Here is a 16,344-nt window from a genome sequence, read left to right on the forward strand (position 1 = left end):
CGCCACCACCGCAAAGCCCCTGCCCTGCTCGCCGGCACGCGCCGCTTCAATCGCCGCGTTCAGCGCCAGCAGGTTGGTCTGCTCGGCGATACCCTTGATCACGTCCAGCACCACACCGATGCTGGTGCTGTCCTGCTCCAGTTTCTGAATCACCTGGCCGGCCTTCTCCACCTCTGCCGCCAGACCGTCGATCGCCTCCATGGTCTGCGCCACCACCTTCTTGCCGATGTTGGCTTCGCGGTCCGCCTGCTGCGCAGCCTCCGAGGCCGAGGAGGCATTGCGTGCCACCTCCTGCACCGTCGCCGACATTTCATTCATGGCGGTAGCCACCTGATCGGTCTCGGCCTGCTGCTTGCGCACGCCCTGACTGGTCTGCTCCGTCACGGCGCTCATCTCTGCGGCACCTGCGGTCAACTCATCGGTAAAGGCGGTGATATCCACCATCATCCCGCGCAGCTTGCCGGCAAAGGTGTTAAACCAGTGCGCGACCTCGCCCATGTCATCCGTGGCAGATTCGTCCATCTGCTTGGTGAGATCACCCTCACCCTCGGCAATATCCTTCAGGCGGGCTTTCATCTCCTGCAACGGCCGCACGATGACCTTGCTCAATATCCAACTCACTATAATCAGGCCCAGGACGAATAACACCAGCTTCACGGCTGTATCGTTCCACAGATTACGCTGGGTAACCGCATCGATGGCTTCCATTGAATATGTAACGCGGATCGCACCGTTGACGCTGCCTGACGGCACCGTATGACACTGCAGGCAGTTCACACCGCGGGTATTCTCCGTGGCGCGGAAGGGCGTCACCACCGTCACGGTGCGTACACCCTCCTTTTCTCCCACGTGCACCACTTCGTTGCCCTGCAAGCCCTGCTCATCAAACTGATCCGCTGCCGATTCCCCGGCCAACCCCGGGCCAAACTGACCGGTTACCGGCTGGCCGCGATTGACCCGCGCCTCCAGCACCCCCGGCCGGGCATTCATCTTGTCCTTGAGGATGGTGCGCTGATCCATTGCACCCACCAGCATCAGGGTGTTGAGACTGTCGAAATAGAAGGTGGTCATGTCCTTCACATCGGCTATCGTCTTCTCCAGTGTATGCTGGCGCTCACTCTGGTAGGAAAACACCGTGGTAGCCACCGCGACGCCGACAAAGATCAGGCCGACGACCAGGTTGATTTTGAACCGCACCGACATACGCTTCATGCCAAATACGCGACTGATTAGGGAAAACATAATCGCACTCCTCTACTTGCTGTTATGTGTTATTAGGGGTTGAAACAATCTCTAAAATATGGGGACCTGCCTGGCTAGGGTAGCGTCCGCCCTGCGCCAAACTTGAGCCCCTGTAACCACTCAGGCGTACAAGTCCAGCAGTCCGACGGGCAGCTTTACGACGGCCTCCGTATCTGTATCGGCACCGGGCTGATCAGGATCCCCCGCCGCCGCACCGGGATGAGCCCTGCCCTGATACTGCGCGGCCTGGCGCTGTTCGGCAAAGCTGTGTGCCGATACATCCGTACCCGCCAGTGACAGGCCGTTGGCATGCAGCATCTCCCGCAGTCGCGGCAATGCCGCCTCCAGCGCTTCGCGCACCTCGGCATGGGCCGAGGTGAAGCTCACCCTGGCCTGGTCGTTGCTACCCAGCATCACCCGCACCTCCACAGTGCCCAGTCCCGGCGGATTGATCCGCAGTTCCGCGCCTTGCGCCCCCTGCTTGACCATCCACAGCACGCGCTGGGCCACCGCCTGATCCCAGCCCGGATCCTGCAACGGCACGGACAACTGCATGAGTATTGGAGCCTCCGCGCGTTGCGGGCGCGGATCGTGGGTCACGGCAGCAGAGGTGGCTGTCGACGACTGGGCAATGGCATCAGCCGTACCTGCCAGCCTCCCCTCTTGTCGCACAGACTGTTGCGCCCCCCGGCCACCCTGCACCAGCACGGCATCTGCCGCTGGCGGAACCAGCGGCAGGGCACCGGCCTCATCCTGAGCAGTGGCCGATGCAGCATCCGCTGCCGCATTGACGACAGCCGCTGTCTCGGGGCGGGGTAGGCTTGCAGCCGTAGAAGGCAACGCTACAGACACGTCACCCGTGGCGGGGGATAGCGGGACGGCGGGTACCAGACCCTCTGCTGTGCCCGCCTCAGGGCCTGCAGCGGTAAGGCGTTCCAGTGCCAGGGCACCGTCGGTCGTGTTTGGCGACAAAGGGGGCGGCAGCACCTCACCGTCAAGCGGCAACAATGCCCCAACCTCCGGCAGGGAACCGCCCTGGCCCTTGTTCTGGCCCGCCGTATTATTCTGCGGGGTGGCTGCCAGCTGTGTCGCCAAGGCCTGCGAAAACGGCTGGCTGCCTTGCTCGCCGACGCCTGCCTGCTGCGGTTTGGCAGTCTTCGACACCTGCTTTGCAGCAGCCTGCGTCGGCAATAAAAGTGGGGTAGCCCCTGGCATGACGTTGTCCTTGCGTACTCACCTGACCGGTTGTGCCATGAGTCAAGGCAAGTTGCATGCCAGCGCTACGATGTTGGGGAGTTTGTCATCTCGCCCTGCCAGCCCGATACCGTACCTGCAGCGGGAGCGTGCAGAGGAGCCGTCGTCGCTGGCGGGTACAGCCGCATACAGGGATACGCCTCAGGCCGCACACTCCAGATCAAAGCTGAAGCGGGCACCCTTCCCCGGCTCGCTCTGCACCTCGATCAGGCTGCCATGCAAATCAAGTATGCGCTTGGCGATGGCCAGTCCCAGACCTGTCCCACCGGCGTGCGCCTGGCGGGTTTTTTCCACCCGGTAAAAGCGGTCGAAGATATATGGAATGTCCTCTGCCGCTATGCCGCAACCGGTATCACCCACCTGCACCCTGACCACCCCCTCTCTACGGATCACGTGTACCGTTACCGTGCCGTTTTGCGGCGTATAGCGCAGCGCATTTTCAATCAGATTCGCCAGCACCCGCTCAATCAGGCCGATGTCGGCATGCACAAATGGCAGATCAGCATCGCACCGCACCTCGATCTGTATCTGTTTGTTTTCCGCTGCCAGCTGATATTTCTGCGCCACATCCTGCACCAGCTCCCCCAGCGCAAATGACTCGGCCTGCAGCAGCGTCACACCTGAGTCGAGCTTGGCCAGATCGAACAGTTCAGCCACCAGCCGGCCCAGCCGCTCACTGTGGCGGCAGGCAATTTCAATATAGTGTCGCTGCTCCCCGGGTGTAAGCTCCCCCTCCTTGAGCAACAGGGTTTCGAGATAGCCCTGCAGCGCCGCCAGCGGTGTACGCAGGTCGTGCGACACATTGGCCACCAACTCCCGTCGCAGACTGTCCGTCTGCCTGAGATGGGTCACCTGCTCGGTAATGCGGTGTGCCATCTGGTTGAAACTGGCCCCGAGGCGGTCAATCTCATCGCCCTGTGCCAGTTGACTGGTCTTGACTGCTATCTTCGTGGCCTGAGTATCAAAAAATTCCGCATGCTGGAAGTTGTCCATGGCGTCGGCCAGCCGGGCAAGGCGGCGCGTCAGGTAACGAAACAGCAGCAGGCCGGCCATCAGCGTCAGCAACAGGCTCGCGCCGATCGCCCACATACTGAGATGCAGGATGTAGCTGCCCTGGCGCATCTGGGCGATAGAGTCATAGGCCTGCCCCTCCAGCACTACATACAGATAGCCCTGGGTCGCGCCCCCCACAGAGACTGGCGCCACAGAAAATATCTTGCCGCCCTGCACGGCACGCGGATCGTCACCCAGCAGTGGCGCAGCCTCCACCCCCCGCATGAAACGCTGCAATGGCTCCAGCCCTACCCGCTTGCGCTGCAACTGCTCCGTCGGCACCGAGCAGGCGAGTATTGTGCCGCTCCTGTCGAGCAGGTAAATCTCGATATTGGGGTTGATCACCATCAGCATCTTGAATAATTCGTTGAGCGCCCCCTCGTTCACCCTGTCTTCCAGCATCAAGGTCTTTTCCGCCACCAGATGCTCGGCCAGCGTCCAGTTCAGTTTCTGGGTGGCCTCCTGCTGATACATCTGGGTGCTGAACAGGGTGAGCGCGATATAGAGCGCGCCGATGAGACACAGCAACCCCAGCAACACGGCCGCCAGTTTCGCCGACAGGGTCTTGAACATGATCAGTACCCGCGCACGTCGCCCGGCTCGGAAAATTTATAGCCGACGCCCCACACGGTAAGAATGTAATCCGGGTGCGTGGGATCGTGTTCGATTTTTGCGCGCAATCGGTTGATATGCGAATTCACCGTATGTTCGTAACCGTCGTGGCTGTAGTTCCATACCTGATCGAGCAACTGCGAGCGCGTGTACACCTTGCCCGGGTGCCGGGCAAATTGCAGCAGCAGGGCGAACTCCTTCGCTGTCAGCTCCACTGGTTTCCCGCGCAGCGTGACCTTGCGCCGGTCTACATCAATGACGAGATCACCCACGTGCAGCACCTGTTGCTCGTCACCGGCATTTTGGGCTGCCAGCGCATCCACACGACGAAACAGCGCCTTTACCCGCGCGATAAGCTCGCGGATGCTGAAGGGCTTGGTGAGATAATCATCCGCGCCCACCTCCAGCCCCAGCACCCGGTCAAGTTCCGTAGACTTTGCCGTCAGCATGAGAATCGGGATATAGGCGGGGCGCGCACGCAGGCTGCGACACACCTCCAGTCCGTCCAGCCCCGGAATCATGAGATCAAGCACGATGAGATCAAACTGCTGCGCGAGTGCGAGATCAAGCCCGGCACGCCCGTCATGCGCCAGCGTCACCTCGCAGCCGAGATCGCGCAGGTGCAATTCCACCAGATGCGCGATGTCTTTTTCGTCTTCCACCACCAGTATTTTGCGCGCCATGCAGGCCTCGCCGGATATTTCTCGATTGCTCAGGATACGGCAGGAGTTTCACAAAAGCATCACATGAAAAAAACAAAACCCCGCCAGGCTGCTCGCCGGGCGGGGCTGGAGACACGGGAGCAACCGATGTCAGTCGTCTCTGCCGAAGAAGGCGCCGAGCAAATGCAGCAGGCTGGTGAAGAGGTTGTAAATGCTCACATAGAGCGTCACTGTGGCCAATATATAATTGGTTTCGCCATCGTTCACCAGCTGACTGGTTTGATACAGGATCAAACCGCACATCAGCAGCACAAACATGGCCGACACCGCCAGCGCCAGACCCGGCATGCTGAAAAATATCGCACCGAGGCCGGCCAGAAAAGCGACCAGGATGCCCGCGAACAGAAAGCCGCCCATGTAGCTGAAGTCCTTGCGCGCGGTGAGCGCGTAGGCCGACAAGCCGAGAAAGATCGCACCGGTGCCACCCAGTGCCATCATCACGGTCTGGTGACCATTGGGCAGGTTAAGGTAGGCGTTCAGAATCGGCCCCATGGTCAGTCCCATAAAGCCGGTCAGGGCAAACACGGCTGCCAGGCCCCAGGCGCTGTTCTGCAACTTGTAGGTCAGGAACAGCAGTCCGAAGTATCCCAGCAACGTGATCAGGATACCGGGGTGCGGCAGATTCAGCGCCATGGCGGTGCCGGCGGTCGCGGCGCTGAACAGCAGCGTCATCGCCAGCAGCATATAGGTGTTTCGAATCAGTCTATTGCTGGCCAATACCGCCCCTGCAGACGGCGCTGAAGCGACAGACTGGGACTGATAGGGGTAATTACTCATAGATCCAGGCTCCTGATTGCAAATAGGTTCTTTGACTCTGAAATGAGACCACAACCATCGTCATGAGTTCATAGCATACTGGAGTCCGGCCGCAGGTCAAGACCCTGATCAGGCCCGGTAAGGCTGGCCCCGGCCCGCGGATTTCGGGTATGCTCCCGCACTGGAGGCGTGGCCGAGTGGTTGAAGGCAGCAGTCTTGAAAACTGCCAAGGGCGCAAGTCCTTCGTGAGTTCGAATCTCACCGCCTCCGCCAATTCACCTGGCCCGGGCTGTCATCGCACCGTCAGGGCAGGCCAACACCCGTCACAGGGTGTCGTCCGCTTCTCCGACCAGGATGGATAAATTCTGCAGGCGTCCGCGCGTCTTCTTCCTCGCAAGAATTTTCTGGCGGGCCTCGACCGGCAAATCGGTAAACAGGATCACCTGTTTCTCTATGAGGAGATCGACAAGATCATCCAGCACCCGGATCATCTTGGCGTCAAGATGAGCCAGCAGCAATTGAGCTTCGTCTGCCGGGCCTTCTGCCCCGGAATTCAGAAAAAGCAACATATCGGGATGCGTGGGCAACAGAAACTCCGCATCCCCGGCAGGGCGCTCATTAAAGAGCGCCACCACTTTTCCGGACGAATCACGCTGAACATATGGCATGTGTAGCCCTTGTCGATGAGGGTTTTTCGAACAAACCGGCAGGACAATAATAAGGTAATCCGGGTGAAACGCAACCTGACTTTCACCCTGCGGCGGAACCGGGCAGAAGGTTGAAATCGTGCTGCAACGAGTGTCTCAATGACCGGAGGAACGAACTTGCTGATTCCGGCAATTGTCGGCAAAAAGCCGGGCCTGCTTGCCCCGTGCGGTCATTCCCGGCCGGACGCCCTCCGAACCTCGGCATGGAATTTGCCTATATTCAGGCGCACACCCCTGAATGAGGAATTTGCCATGAAAATTACCGCCGCACTGCCCCCCTCCCCTGCGCGCGAACACGCCAGACCGCCCGCAAATGCCGCCACAACCGGCCCGAGCCCGCAGGCATCAGACCACAACGCCCTGCCGGCAACAGCTGCCGGGCAGCAGGGCCAGAAAGCAACGCCGCCGGGACTGACGGCGGTTCAGACAAGACTGCAAGCCATCCCCGAAGCCGGACGCAACGCCGGCCAGACCAGCGCGCTGGAAAGAATCAACCACAACATTGCCCGCTACCTCGAAAACCAGCCCTCCCACTCAATAACAGCAGATACTGAGACCTCTCTCGATGTTACGGGTTAGAGACGATATTCGGGAGGCTTGACCTTCTGAAGTCCGTGGGCCAGAGACGTCCTGTGGGAGGTTGGGCAGCGGGTGGTTTGCCCCAGCCCAGCCAACGTTGTTTAAAAAGCCCCGGGGCAGCCTTCCGGCCCCCGGGTATGTGATTACCTCAAACGCAGCGGGCGCGGCGAGACAGGACGCATAATCGCAACCCGCCTCGCGCCCGGTCAATCATCAGAGGATAAAATCACTGCTCGCCAACGCCGTCGCCGTGACGCCGGTGAGCGTCACCTGCAATTCGACTGTTGACGTGTCGCCGTCGGTATCGGCCCAGACAATCGTGTCAGCCCCATCCTGGAAGTAGTTGACGCTGTTGGCGGTAACCGTCGTGCTCAGAGTCGCACTACTGCCGGTGATGCCAGCGATGGCCGAGAAATCCAGCGTGTCATTACCAGATAGGTTGAAGTCGGTAATGACATCCCCGGTGTCGAGTGCGCTCAGGAACACGAACGTATCGTCGCCGGCACCTCCAGTCAGGGTGTCCGCGCCGTAGCCGCCGTAGATGATGTCGTTACCATCGCCGCCGTTGATGATGTCATTGCCGGAGCCGCCGTAGATCGTGTCGTTGCCACCCCCTCCGCTGATTACGTCGTCGCCAGCCTGGCCATACAGTGTGTCATGATCGTTATTGCCATTTAGCGTGTCATTCCCGCCAGCACCGTAAAGGGCATCGTTACCATTACCCCCATTTATTGTGTCATTGCCAGCACCTCCAACCTTAATGTCGTCCCCACCCGTTGAGGCGCTCCAGTTCGTCGTCGTAGCCGTTGCTGTTAGCGTATCAAAATCATTGTCATTCGGATCACCGGTTCCAGTGTACGCTGCGACCACAGTCGGCGGCGATGCTATGCTCGCCTCGTCCGCGCCAATGAGATTGATAACCAACGGCTGGCTGGCGCTGGCGCTGCCGTCGGAGACAGTAACAATGAAGTCATCCGTCGGGTTTTGGCCGGTGTTCAGGCTCTCCACCGCTGCGTCATCGGCGACGTACTTGTAGTCGCCGGTCACGCTGTTGACATACAGCGTGCCGTAGGCGCCGGTTTTCTCGATATCGAAGCCGCTCTCGCTACTGGCGCTACCGCCGTCAATACCATAGGTCAGCGTGTCACCGTCCACGTCAGATCCAACCAGCGTGCCTGTCACGTCGGGGTAGATGTCGTCAGCCGATGTGTCGGTCACCACTCCCTCCGTCACCGCCGCCAGCGTCGGCGCATCATTCTTGCCCATAATTTCCACAGTCGCCGTAGCCCAGCTCAGCGTGCCATTGCCGAGACGGATGGCGTAGGTGAAGGTGTCCGTCCCGATCTCGCCCTCCTTGAGCGACTGGAAGTGGGCCTGGCTCTCAGCAGTCACGGTGTACGCGATCTTCCCGTTCACAATGCTGATCTCGGCACCGAATTTGCTGTAATATGTTGTGCTCGAATTGTATTTAGTCAAGAGATCACTGGTGCCCGCAATGTCTGGGGTGCTATCACTGTCATTAAAATCACCAACATAGCCATCGTCGAGCGACCAGAGCGTTTTGGCTTTGCCGCCGCCGTCGTTGGCCATCACGTCCAGAGTAAAAGTGCTGCCCACAGCCGAATCTTCGGTGAGGGAGCTAAACGCAAACAGGTCGTCCCCGGCCTGCGGCGTTTTCGCGAATGAAGTAATAATTCCGGTGTTTGTTATGGTGGTATCAGACATGACTATCTCCTTGACCCTTGGTTGTGTTTGGCCATTAAAAATTCAACTGCACTGATGCTATGTGTCTCGAATCCGACGGGAAGACGCATCGCCTTTCCTGCCTCAATAATGTTGTTCTTGCCAGTGCCTGCAATGTCAGCCATGTTTACGCGCTCAACTCCCTATCAGGGGGCGTTTTCCGGAACCGGTTCCAGCACCGATTCGGCAATGCTGACCGCCACCCCAATCTTGCCGTCCAATTGCTCGATGCGCACCACGCTGCCCTGCACCTTCAACGCCAGCTTGCCGCCCGGGCTGTTGAGCTCTACTTCGAGATTTATCGGACTGCCCTGGACCAGCTCGGCATCAGTTTCAAAGTAAACACCCGAGGCGCTGATATTCCAGGTACGCCCGCCCCCCCCCGTCTCCAGATGCACCGGCAGAGCCACACTGACGCGCTCCTGGCTTCTATTATGTGCTGCCTTGGTAGGGGTCTCGATCATGGCTGCAAGTATCCGCTGCCTAAAGGTTATGGAAGGGGATTATTCTCCATCACCGCGACCGGCACATGGGCAGCGGCAACCTTCTTTAGTGGGAGGGTCAGGCCAGAAAAACAGTCGCTACTCTAGGAGGATTCTCCTATGGGGCATAGGAGGGGCTGGTACTGATTTCCGGCCTTGGCGATGCAGGGGAGTGGACGGGATCGACCGCTGGAGATCTGTAGCTCCCGGTCAGTACGCGACCGGTCGGCGTGGATTGGCAGCGGCTCAGGGGGCATGCTCTGGAACCGTCTCCAGCACCGATTCGGCAATACTGATGGCCACGCCGATCTTGCCGCCCAACTGCTCGATGCGCACCACGCTGCCCTGCACCTTCAACGCCAGCTTGCCGTCCGGGCTGTGCAACTCTATCTCGAGGTTGATCGGACTGCCCTGGGCCAGTTCGATATTGGTTTCGAAATAAATGCCCGAGGCACTGACATTCCATGTCTGCCCACTGCCTGACTCCAGCTTCACGGGCAGGCCTACGTTGAGGCGTTCGTGGTTTCGTCGCAGTGTCTTTGGCGTCTCGGTCATGGGGTAGGCATCCGCTTCCTGGTATAAGCTATCCGAAAAATCAGCCGTCCGTTTCAGCCATCAGCGTGCCGGGGGCGGCCTTGTCCAGACCACGCTTGTGCGCGTAGTCGAACAACTCCAGCCGACTGGCAACACCGAGCTTGCCGTAGATGGAGGTCAAATGATTGCGCAGGGTATGCTCGCTGATCCGCAGCAGGCCCGCGACGTCCTTGGCCGGGGTACTGGCGTGGGCCGACATCACGCAGACAATGTCTCTTTCCCTGTCGGTGAGTGTTGCGATGCGCCGTTCCTCTGGATTCATCGGCTGGTTGCTGCTTCTGCGCGAAAACTCCATGAAAATGCGGCTGGTGGCTGCGCGATTCAGCCACAACTGGCCGTCATGGATCTTCTCAATGGTGCTCAGGATAGCCTCAGCCGGCTCGCCCTTGCCTACCACCCCCCTGGCCCCGGCCAGCACGGCCCGGTCGTGTGCAGCCGTATCCCTCACCCCGGTGAGAACCAGCACTCGCGCCCTGGCGGCTGCAATGAGTTCAGGTATCGCATCCACGCTGCTTTCCCCGGCAAGATCCATGTCGAGCAGTATCACGTCCGGGGAATGCTTGCGCGTCAGGCCAATGGCCTCGGCAGTGCTGGTGGCCGTACCGACAACGTCCATCCTGGGCCTTGCGCTCTCAATCAGTTTCTCGAGCCCCCAGAGGATGCTGCGGTGGTCATCAACCAGCAGGATGCGGATGGGTGGATTGTGTGAGGCATTCATCACGCGCGCCATCTAGACTGGGATTGTTACCCGAACTACAGTATAGCCATCGGCCCTGCGTACGGCGAGACTGCTGCCGCCGAGCGAGACCGCCCGGTCATGAATCGAGCGCGGCATAAATTCGGGACGGTAGTCGGAATTTTGCGGTACTTCGTTGCCAATTTCCAGCAAAAGCGTGGAGTTTTCATGAATAACGGACACGAACGCGCGCTTGGCCGAGGTATGTCGCAGGATATTGCTGATGCCCTCGACGATCATCTGGAATACCTCCGCAGCCACCCGCCCGCTCAGATGCGGGGGAATATCATTCACAAAATCCACTTCGATACCGTAGTACCGCCGCAGTTGCTCGATCTGTTTCCGCAGGGCCACAGCCAGGAACTCCCCCGGCCTGGGGGATTTCTCCTTGAGCTGCCGGGTATAGTCGCGCAGCCCGGAGATGGTAGACGCCGTCATCTCAATCAGCTCGCCAATGCGCCGGTTGAGCGGGTTGTCACCGGCTTCGCGGTACAGGGCGTCCAGCGCCAACTTTAGCCCTATATAAGGCTGGATCGTCGTGTCATGGATATCCCTTGATATATGCAGGCGCTCAAGCTCTGCCGCATCGGCTATCAGCCGCTCAATCAAGGTCATGTTTTCGACCACCGTGGCCATGGCTTCCGCTGCCTGGGCCAGGAACAGGATATCCGAATGACTGTAGCGGCCACTGTCGGAGGTCACATAGATTCTGCCCGACACGCCGTCGCGCTGCATAAACGGCACGGTCATGAATGACGGCGTGTCGAGCAGGCTGGCCACAGCCGCGCATCTTTCCGGTTCCGGCCGCAGGGCCAACTGGGTGTGAAAATCATGCCCAATACATTCGTTCCGTGCCCCGTAAAATGGATGGGTACGCCCATTGCAGGCGGCCCCCACCGCCTCCGGCAGGCTCAGTTCCCGGGCAGCGTGTTCGCTGATCTCCCTCGGCTCCATCGACTGTCCGGGTGTTTGTTGTGCGACGCTATACATGAGATGGTTTTGCGGGGAAGCAGGCCTGCTGAGCACAAGCATGCATGCGTTTCCCTCGAAGAAAGCGCGTAAACGGTTCAGGTTTTCGCCGATCACGTGAGCAACACCCAGCCGCGGATTCCATTGACTGTTTATTTCCTGTAGCAGCCGCAGCCTGCGCCTCAGCAACAGCTCGTGGCCGCCCCAGCGGGCAATCATGTAGCCGAAAACCAGCAGATAGACCGGGCGGATCAGCGTGCGATCGAGCTCGAACTCGGCGCCTGAGAGTGCAAAGATGAGCCCGACGGTTACAAACAATGCCACCGATACCAGCGTGACCGACAAGCCCTCGCGGAAACCCATGGAAAAGGACGCCGTCAGCATCGGGAAGAAATAGAAGAACACGAAGATGCTGCTGGTGCCCTCCGTCAGCGCAACGAGCCAGGAGTAGAAAAAGACATCCGCCCACCACACGGCCCGCTGCGGCACCGGCCACTCGCGCCTGCCTGCCACGAATACGAGCGCCATGCTGTAAATACAATAAAACACCAGCGAGGCATAGGTCAGGGCGACCAGGCGCTGCGGTTCGGAGGGGGCGATCCAGATAATAAGCAGTGCCGAAAACGCGAGGACGCAGCGCATCCATGCGAGCATCCGGGCATCGACCGGCACGGCACGGTCAGCGCCGGTGCGTGTCCGGCAAGGCGTTACCGCATCAGCATTGTTCAGGCTTGGCCACCCCGTAACCCTGTACGCCATCCAGGCGCAGCGCGCTCAGCGTAAGCCACTCCTCTTCGGTTTCAACCGACTCGGCGATCACCTCGAAGTCCAGGCCGTGCGCAATCTTGATGACGGAGTCCACGAAAAGCTGGTTGTCCCTGTTTTGCGGAATGCCCCGGATATAGCTGCCGTCGATCTTCAGGTAATCAATCTTCACCGTCGACAGATAATCGAATGAGGAGAAGCCCCGGCCAAAATGATCCAGTCCGACCTTCGCACCGAACTCTCCGATCCGCCGAATGAACAGTCGCAGCGCATCGAGGTTTTCCAGCACGCCGTATTCGGTCACCTCGAAGGCAATCCGTCCGTTCGCTTCGGGACTGGCACGCAGGGTTGCACAAAGCCAGTCAACGAAACCGGTATCGTGAATCGAGGAGGGAAACAGATTAACCGCGACCGGGGTCTCCCCGTAGCTGCCGGTGCCGATACGGGACAGCACCTCGCTCACCACCAGTTTGTCGAAGTCCTGCAGCAGGCCCGGGCGTTTTGCCATCGGCAGAAATATCCCGGCGGGAATGAGCTTACCGTCCTCGTTTGGCACGCGCAGCAAGGCCTCAAAATGCATGACCCGCTTCCTGTCGCCGCAGTGGCGAACCGGCTGCACATGCAGGATGATATTCCGGGTATCGATGACCTTGCGCAAAAATTCCGTCCAGCGGGTGGCCGAGTAAGCGACCGTCTCCTCGATGGCCCTTGCTGCGTGCATGTGCACCGCGTTCGCACCCATCGTCTGCGCCGCGCGCAGGGCCATATCGGCCTCCGCCAGCAACTCGCTGACACTCTGACCACGATAGATGGCAAGCCCGGCGTGGCCGACCTCCAGTGTGTCGATCAGCCCCAGCTCCCGCAGTCTCGGCAGCGTCCGCATGATGGCTTCGCCGGCATCGAGCGCCCCCTGCCCGGTCACATTGGACAGCACAACGGCAAAGTTGGCGCCGCTGAAATGGGCGGAAAAACACTCCTGCGTCTTTTCGTTGCGGCACGCATCTTCGATAATCGTCGCTGTTGCGCGCAGCAGTTCATCGCCGGCCGGATAGCCGCGCTTCTCGTTAAATGCCTTGAAATCCTTCAACTCCAGAAACAGCAGCGCCCCGCCATCAAACTCATCGGCTGACTCGATACGCTGGCGCAGATACATGTCGAAGTAACGGCGATTGGCGAGACCGGTGAGCGTATCCCTGTAGCTCTCGGCGCGCAGGCGCTCCATCGCTGTCGCCTGTTCGCCGAACATTTCCTTGACCTTGCCGGTCATCCGGTTCATGGCGAGCACCACGCTGCGCAGCTCGAGTGTCCACGGCAGCTTGTGCTGCACCGGGTACTCCCGGTCGCAGATGGCGCGCGCCTGCTCCTCCACGGCACGCAGCGGACGCAGGACAACGTGCAGCACCGCCATGCCCAGGCCGAACGTCAGGATCGACACCCCCAGGAACAACCATAAGGCGTCCAGGCTATTGCTCCAGAGGGTAGCGTAGGCATGGCCCGGGTTGGCGGCAACGGTGACGGTACCCAACTGCTGCCAGCCGCCCACAATCAGCGCTTCACCCTGCGGGGTCTCGAGGGGAAACATATTCACGAACCAGCCCGGAACGCCCTCGATGCGCACCGGCTGCACCCGCTCGACAACCGGCTCACCCTCAATCGAGCGGATGATGACCGTGCGATAGTAGCCGCTGTCGAAGACGGCGTTGACCATGCTTTCCACGATCACCATATCGTTTTCGGCCATATGCGGCGAAAGCGACAAGCCGAGGGAAGTCGCCGTGTCCTGGGAGATGGTGTGCAGTTGCACGTTAAGATAACTGCGTGTGTTATGCACGCTGATGGCGGTCGTGCCCACGAACAGGAGGGCAAACAGAATAACGATGACCATCGTAAGCTGACGTAACAGGGTCATGGCTGCCGCCTCGCAATATGACTCATTTGAGCTCCTTGCCCATGCGGGCGGTGAGATCGCGCCACAGGCTGATATTTCCCGACCCGCCGGCCACCGCCTTGCCTGTGCCGCGCACCTTGGCCAGCCACAGGCCGCTGCCGTTGAAGCTATAGACGGGAAGCAGGTCCGAGCGCTCGGTTGCCGGTTTAATCTCGGGGATCAGGTTGTCGAGTACCAGCGGAACAGCGCTCGGCGACGGATAATAGGTAAGTACCATGTGGGCCTGGTTGACCGGATTCCAGTTCTTGGCCTTGACGTAGGTGATACGCAGGCGGTTCATCGGCACCCCCAGGGCCAGCAGCGTGAAGTATTTGGAGATGGAAAAATCTTCGCAATCGCCGCCGTTGCTCGCCAGCATTTCACTGGGCGTGGCCCAGTAATCCTCCCTGCCCCAGTGCTCAATGTCCGACACGAACGGTATCTGGTTGAAGAAATCGTTGACGAGTTCCAGCTTTTCCCGCTCCGTACCCTGTCTGCCAGACGCGACCAGTTGCGACCACGCCGTTAACCGGCTTTTTGCGGCCGGCCCGTATTCACGTTCGGCCGCTTCGAGCAGCCGCTCCGACAGCACGATGCCGGCTTCGTCCGACACCGCCGTATACATGCCGGCGAACAAGCAGGCCAGCAGGACGGCAAGTCTCGATCGGGCAACCAGACTCGAGGCAGACATTTCTAAGCGTCTCGAAATTCGATTAGGGTTCGCCAGTCCTTTTCGGTTTACCCTCGTCGCCGGATGGCATCCGACCGCTGGAATAGCGTGCCACCGCTCCTGCCGATGCCGGAGGGGTTGAACCCCGGGCCGGCAGCGTGCTTCACCCGACCGTATTACGACGGCGGATGATTACTGCCTGGCCTCAACCATCGTTTCTGCACGCGGGCTCACGCCGAGCACACCGAGCAACTGCCCCATGTCGGCCAGCACACGGTAGTGGGCAAACAGCTCCACATACTGCCCGGTCACGTAGTTCGAGCTGGCCGTGAAATGTTCGTTCTCGGAATCCAGCATGTCGAGCAGCGTTCTCTGGCCGATGGAAAATTGCTTGGTATAGGCATCGCGCGTCGCCAAGCTGGCATCGGCGTGCTGCTTGAGTGACGGCAGACGCTCGCCCGCCGACACCATGGCGTTCCACGACAGTCGCGTGCTCTGCTCCAGCTGCTGGCGGGTGCGGCGCGCGATCTCGCGCGCCTCGTTGGTCAGTTGCGCCGTCTCGTCCACGCGGGCCTTATCGGAACCACCCTTGAACAGGTTGTAGCGCATGCGCAGCATGGCGTAGCGTTCGTCGTTATCACCCACCACGCCGTCCAGGTTTTCATTTTCGGCAGCGCCCAGCTCGAGGTCAAAACGCGGGTACATGAAGGACTTGGCGGCCCTGTTCTGTGCCTCGGCGGCCGCGACATCCGCCATGGCTGATTTCAGTACCGGATTATTGTCAAACGCCAGTTGCACCGCTTCCTCCATGGACTTCGGCAGCGCGCCGGGTTCGGGCTGATTCGGCTTGGATAGATCCACCGGGGTTACGCCGACCACGCGCAGAAAATTGGTCTCGGCATCACGCAGATTGGTTTCTGCAGCGGTGAAATTGGCCTTTGCCAAGCCTGACCGGGCCTGAATCTGCTCAAAATCGGCCTTGCGGCCTACACCGCTTTCGGCGCGAATCTTGACCTGGTCAAGGGTGCGGTCGTGGGCGCCGAGGTTCGCCCGGGTGAGCTCTACCAGTTCACGCTGGCGCAACACCTCGAGATAGGCCTCAATCGCCTGCAACCCGACCTGCTCGGAGGTGCCCGCCAGTTTGTGGGCAGCCGACTCAACCCGCGCCTGATTGCGATCGACTTCGCTTGACACACCGAAGCCGTCAAACAACATCTGTGTCAGCGTCAGCGACGCCTCACGCCGCGTCAGCGTCAGGTCGGTTCCGCCGGTCGAGGAGTTGTTGCTCCGCTCCCGGCCGGTGCCCAGCAGCAAATCCACCTTCGGCAGATAGCCGCCGCGCGCGCCCTTTACCGCCTCATCGGTCGAGAGCCGCTTCGAGGCGTCAATCAGGACATCGGGGTTGGTTTGCAGTGTCTGCTCCACCGCTTCTTGCAGGGATTGCCCGTAGGCTGGCGCCCCCAAGGTAAGACCTAGTGCCACGGCAATGAGTGACAACTTGAACGGGGCGGGAACGAAAGTCATGCGGCCTCT

The 16,344-nt window shown here is 60.1% G+C and carries 15 protein-coding genes and 1 tRNA gene; 2 read left to right on the top strand and 14 right to left on the bottom strand.

Features of this window, described 5'->3' with window-relative positions; genetic code table 11:
• From Q8L89_06295 to Q8L89_06315, 5 genes are all read right to left on the bottom strand, one after another.
• A partial coding sequence (locus Q8L89_06295; protein ID MDP1708658.1) for a methyl-accepting chemotaxis protein occupies positions 1–1,242 on the bottom strand: 1,242 nt, incomplete at its 3' end.
• 120 nt (positions 1,243–1,362) lie between these two features.
• Positions 1,363–2,457 carry a flagellar hook-length control protein FliK gene (locus Q8L89_06300; GenBank protein MDP1708659.1) on the bottom strand — a complete coding sequence of 365 codons (1,095 nt, stop codon included), beginning with the start codon at positions 2,455–2,457 and terminating at the stop codon, positions 1,363–1,365.
• Positions 2,458–2,637: 180 nt separating this feature from the next.
• Complete coding sequence (locus Q8L89_06305; GenBank protein MDP1708660.1) at positions 2,638–4,122, bottom strand: ATP-binding protein; 1,485 nt, start codon at positions 4,120–4,122, stop codon at positions 2,638–2,640.
• Between the two features lie 2 nt (positions 4,123–4,124).
• Positions 4,125–4,844, bottom strand: a complete 720-nt coding sequence (locus Q8L89_06310) for a response regulator transcription factor (GenBank protein ID MDP1708661.1) — start codon at positions 4,842–4,844, stop codon at positions 4,125–4,127.
• A 129-nt stretch (positions 4,845–4,973) separates the two neighbouring features.
• Positions 4,974–5,660, bottom strand: a complete 687-nt coding sequence (locus tag Q8L89_06315) for a Bax inhibitor-1/YccA family protein (protein MDP1708662.1) — start codon at positions 5,658–5,660, stop codon at positions 4,974–4,976.
• A 162-nt stretch (positions 5,661–5,822) separates the two neighbouring features.
• On the opposite strand from Q8L89_06315, the gene Q8L89_06320 reads away from it, so the two are divergent.
• A tRNA-Ser gene (locus tag Q8L89_06320) sits at positions 5,823–5,912 on the top strand.
• Positions 5,913–5,962: 50 nt separating this feature from the next.
• Here Q8L89_06320 and Q8L89_06325 read toward each other — a convergent pair.
• Complete coding sequence (locus tag Q8L89_06325) at positions 5,963–6,271, bottom strand: hypothetical protein (GenBank protein ID MDP1708663.1); 309 nt, start codon at positions 6,269–6,271, stop codon at positions 5,963–5,965.
• A gap of 327 nt (positions 6,272–6,598) precedes the next feature.
• Here Q8L89_06325 and Q8L89_06330 point away from each other — a divergent pair, with 327 nt between their 5' ends.
• The gene (locus Q8L89_06330; protein MDP1708664.1) at positions 6,599–6,925 is read left to right on the top strand and encodes a hypothetical protein; all 327 of its coding nucleotides are present in this window, start codon (positions 6,599–6,601) and stop codon (positions 6,923–6,925) included.
• Positions 6,926–7,138: 213 nt separating this feature from the next.
• On the opposite strand, the gene Q8L89_06335 is transcribed toward Q8L89_06330, so the two are convergent.
• From Q8L89_06335 to Q8L89_06370, 8 genes are all read right to left on the bottom strand, one after another.
• Positions 7,139–8,650, bottom strand: coding sequence for a VCBS domain-containing protein (locus Q8L89_06335; GenBank protein ID MDP1708665.1), 1,512 nt, complete (start codon positions 8,648–8,650; stop codon positions 7,139–7,141).
• A 164-nt stretch (positions 8,651–8,814) separates the two neighbouring features.
• On the bottom strand, positions 8,815–9,132 hold the full coding sequence (locus tag Q8L89_06340; GenBank protein MDP1708666.1) for a PilZ domain-containing protein: 318 nt from the start codon (positions 9,130–9,132) through the stop codon (positions 8,815–8,817).
• A gap of 264 nt (positions 9,133–9,396) precedes the next feature.
• The gene (locus tag Q8L89_06345; protein MDP1708667.1) at positions 9,397–9,705 is read right to left on the bottom strand and encodes a PilZ domain-containing protein; all 309 of its coding nucleotides are present in this window, start codon (positions 9,703–9,705) and stop codon (positions 9,397–9,399) included.
• A gap of 40 nt (positions 9,706–9,745) precedes the next feature.
• Positions 9,746–10,462 (bottom strand): response regulator transcription factor, encoded by a 717-nt coding sequence (locus Q8L89_06350; GenBank protein MDP1708668.1) that lies wholly within the window; start codon positions 10,460–10,462, stop codon positions 9,746–9,748.
• 12 nt (positions 10,463–10,474) lie between these two features.
• Positions 10,475–12,208 (bottom strand): histidine kinase, encoded by a 1,734-nt coding sequence (locus Q8L89_06355; GenBank protein MDP1708669.1) that lies wholly within the window; start codon positions 12,206–12,208, stop codon positions 10,475–10,477.
• Positions 12,165–14,123, bottom strand: coding sequence for an EAL domain-containing protein (locus tag Q8L89_06360; GenBank protein ID MDP1708670.1), 1,959 nt, complete (start codon positions 14,121–14,123; stop codon positions 12,165–12,167). The genes Q8L89_06355 and Q8L89_06360 overlap by 44 nt, the downstream gene beginning before the upstream one ends.
• Before the next feature lie 22 nt (positions 14,124–14,145).
• Positions 14,146–14,832: a transglutaminase-like cysteine peptidase gene (locus tag Q8L89_06365; GenBank protein ID MDP1708671.1), complete on the bottom strand. Its 687-nt coding sequence runs from the start codon at positions 14,830–14,832 to the stop codon at positions 14,146–14,148.
• Positions 14,833–15,003: 171 nt separating this feature from the next.
• Entirely contained in the window at positions 15,004–16,335 is a 1,332-nt protein-coding gene (locus Q8L89_06370; GenBank protein ID MDP1708672.1) for a TolC family outer membrane protein, read from the bottom strand.
• Between the last annotated feature and the right edge of the window lie 9 nt (positions 16,336–16,344).

Source organism: Gammaproteobacteria bacterium, from assembly GCA_030680605.1.
GTDB lineage: Bacteria > Pseudomonadota > Gammaproteobacteria > SURF-13 > SURF-13 > JAQBXX01.

Bases quoted from the DNA above. Each gene is read 5' to 3' on its own strand.
- Q8L89_06370 (MDP1708672.1), bottom strand. From the start codon at position 16,335: ATGACTTTCGTTCCCGCCCCGTTCAAGTTGTCACTCATTGCCGTGGCA.
- Q8L89_06350 (MDP1708668.1), bottom strand. From the start codon at position 10,462: ATGAATGCCTCACACAATCCACCCATCCGCATCCTGCTGGTTGATGAC.
- Q8L89_06360 (MDP1708670.1), bottom strand. From the start codon at position 14,123: ATGACCCTGTTACGTCAGCTTACGATGGTCATCGTTATTCTGTTTGCC.
- Q8L89_06315 (MDP1708662.1), bottom strand. From the start codon at position 5,660: ATGAGTAATTACCCCTATCAGTCCCAGTCTGTCGCTTCAGCGCCGTCT.
- Q8L89_06345 (MDP1708667.1), bottom strand. From the start codon at position 9,705: ATGACCGAGACGCCAAAGACACTGCGACGAAACCACGAACGCCTCAAC.
- Q8L89_06340 (MDP1708666.1), bottom strand. From the start codon at position 9,132: ATGATCGAGACCCCTACCAAGGCAGCACATAATAGAAGCCAGGAGCGC.
- Q8L89_06305 (MDP1708660.1), bottom strand. From the start codon at position 4,122: ATGTTCAAGACCCTGTCGGCGAAACTGGCGGCCGTGTTGCTGGGGTTG.
- Q8L89_06365 (MDP1708671.1), bottom strand. From the start codon at position 14,832: ATGTCTGCCTCGAGTCTGGTTGCCCGATCGAGACTTGCCGTCCTGCTG.
- Q8L89_06330 (MDP1708664.1), top strand. From the start codon at position 6,599: ATGAAAATTACCGCCGCACTGCCCCCCTCCCCTGCGCGCGAACACGCC.
- Q8L89_06310 (MDP1708661.1), bottom strand. From the start codon at position 4,844: ATGGCGCGCAAAATACTGGTGGTGGAAGACGAAAAAGACATCGCGCAT.
- Q8L89_06335 (MDP1708665.1), bottom strand. From the start codon at position 8,650: ATGTCTGATACCACCATAACAAACACCGGAATTATTACTTCATTCGCG.
- Q8L89_06300 (MDP1708659.1), bottom strand. From the start codon at position 2,457: ATGCCAGGGGCTACCCCACTTTTATTGCCGACGCAGGCTGCTGCAAAG.
- Q8L89_06355 (MDP1708669.1), bottom strand. From the start codon at position 12,208: ATGGCGTACAGGGTTACGGGGTGGCCAAGCCTGAACAATGCTGATGCG.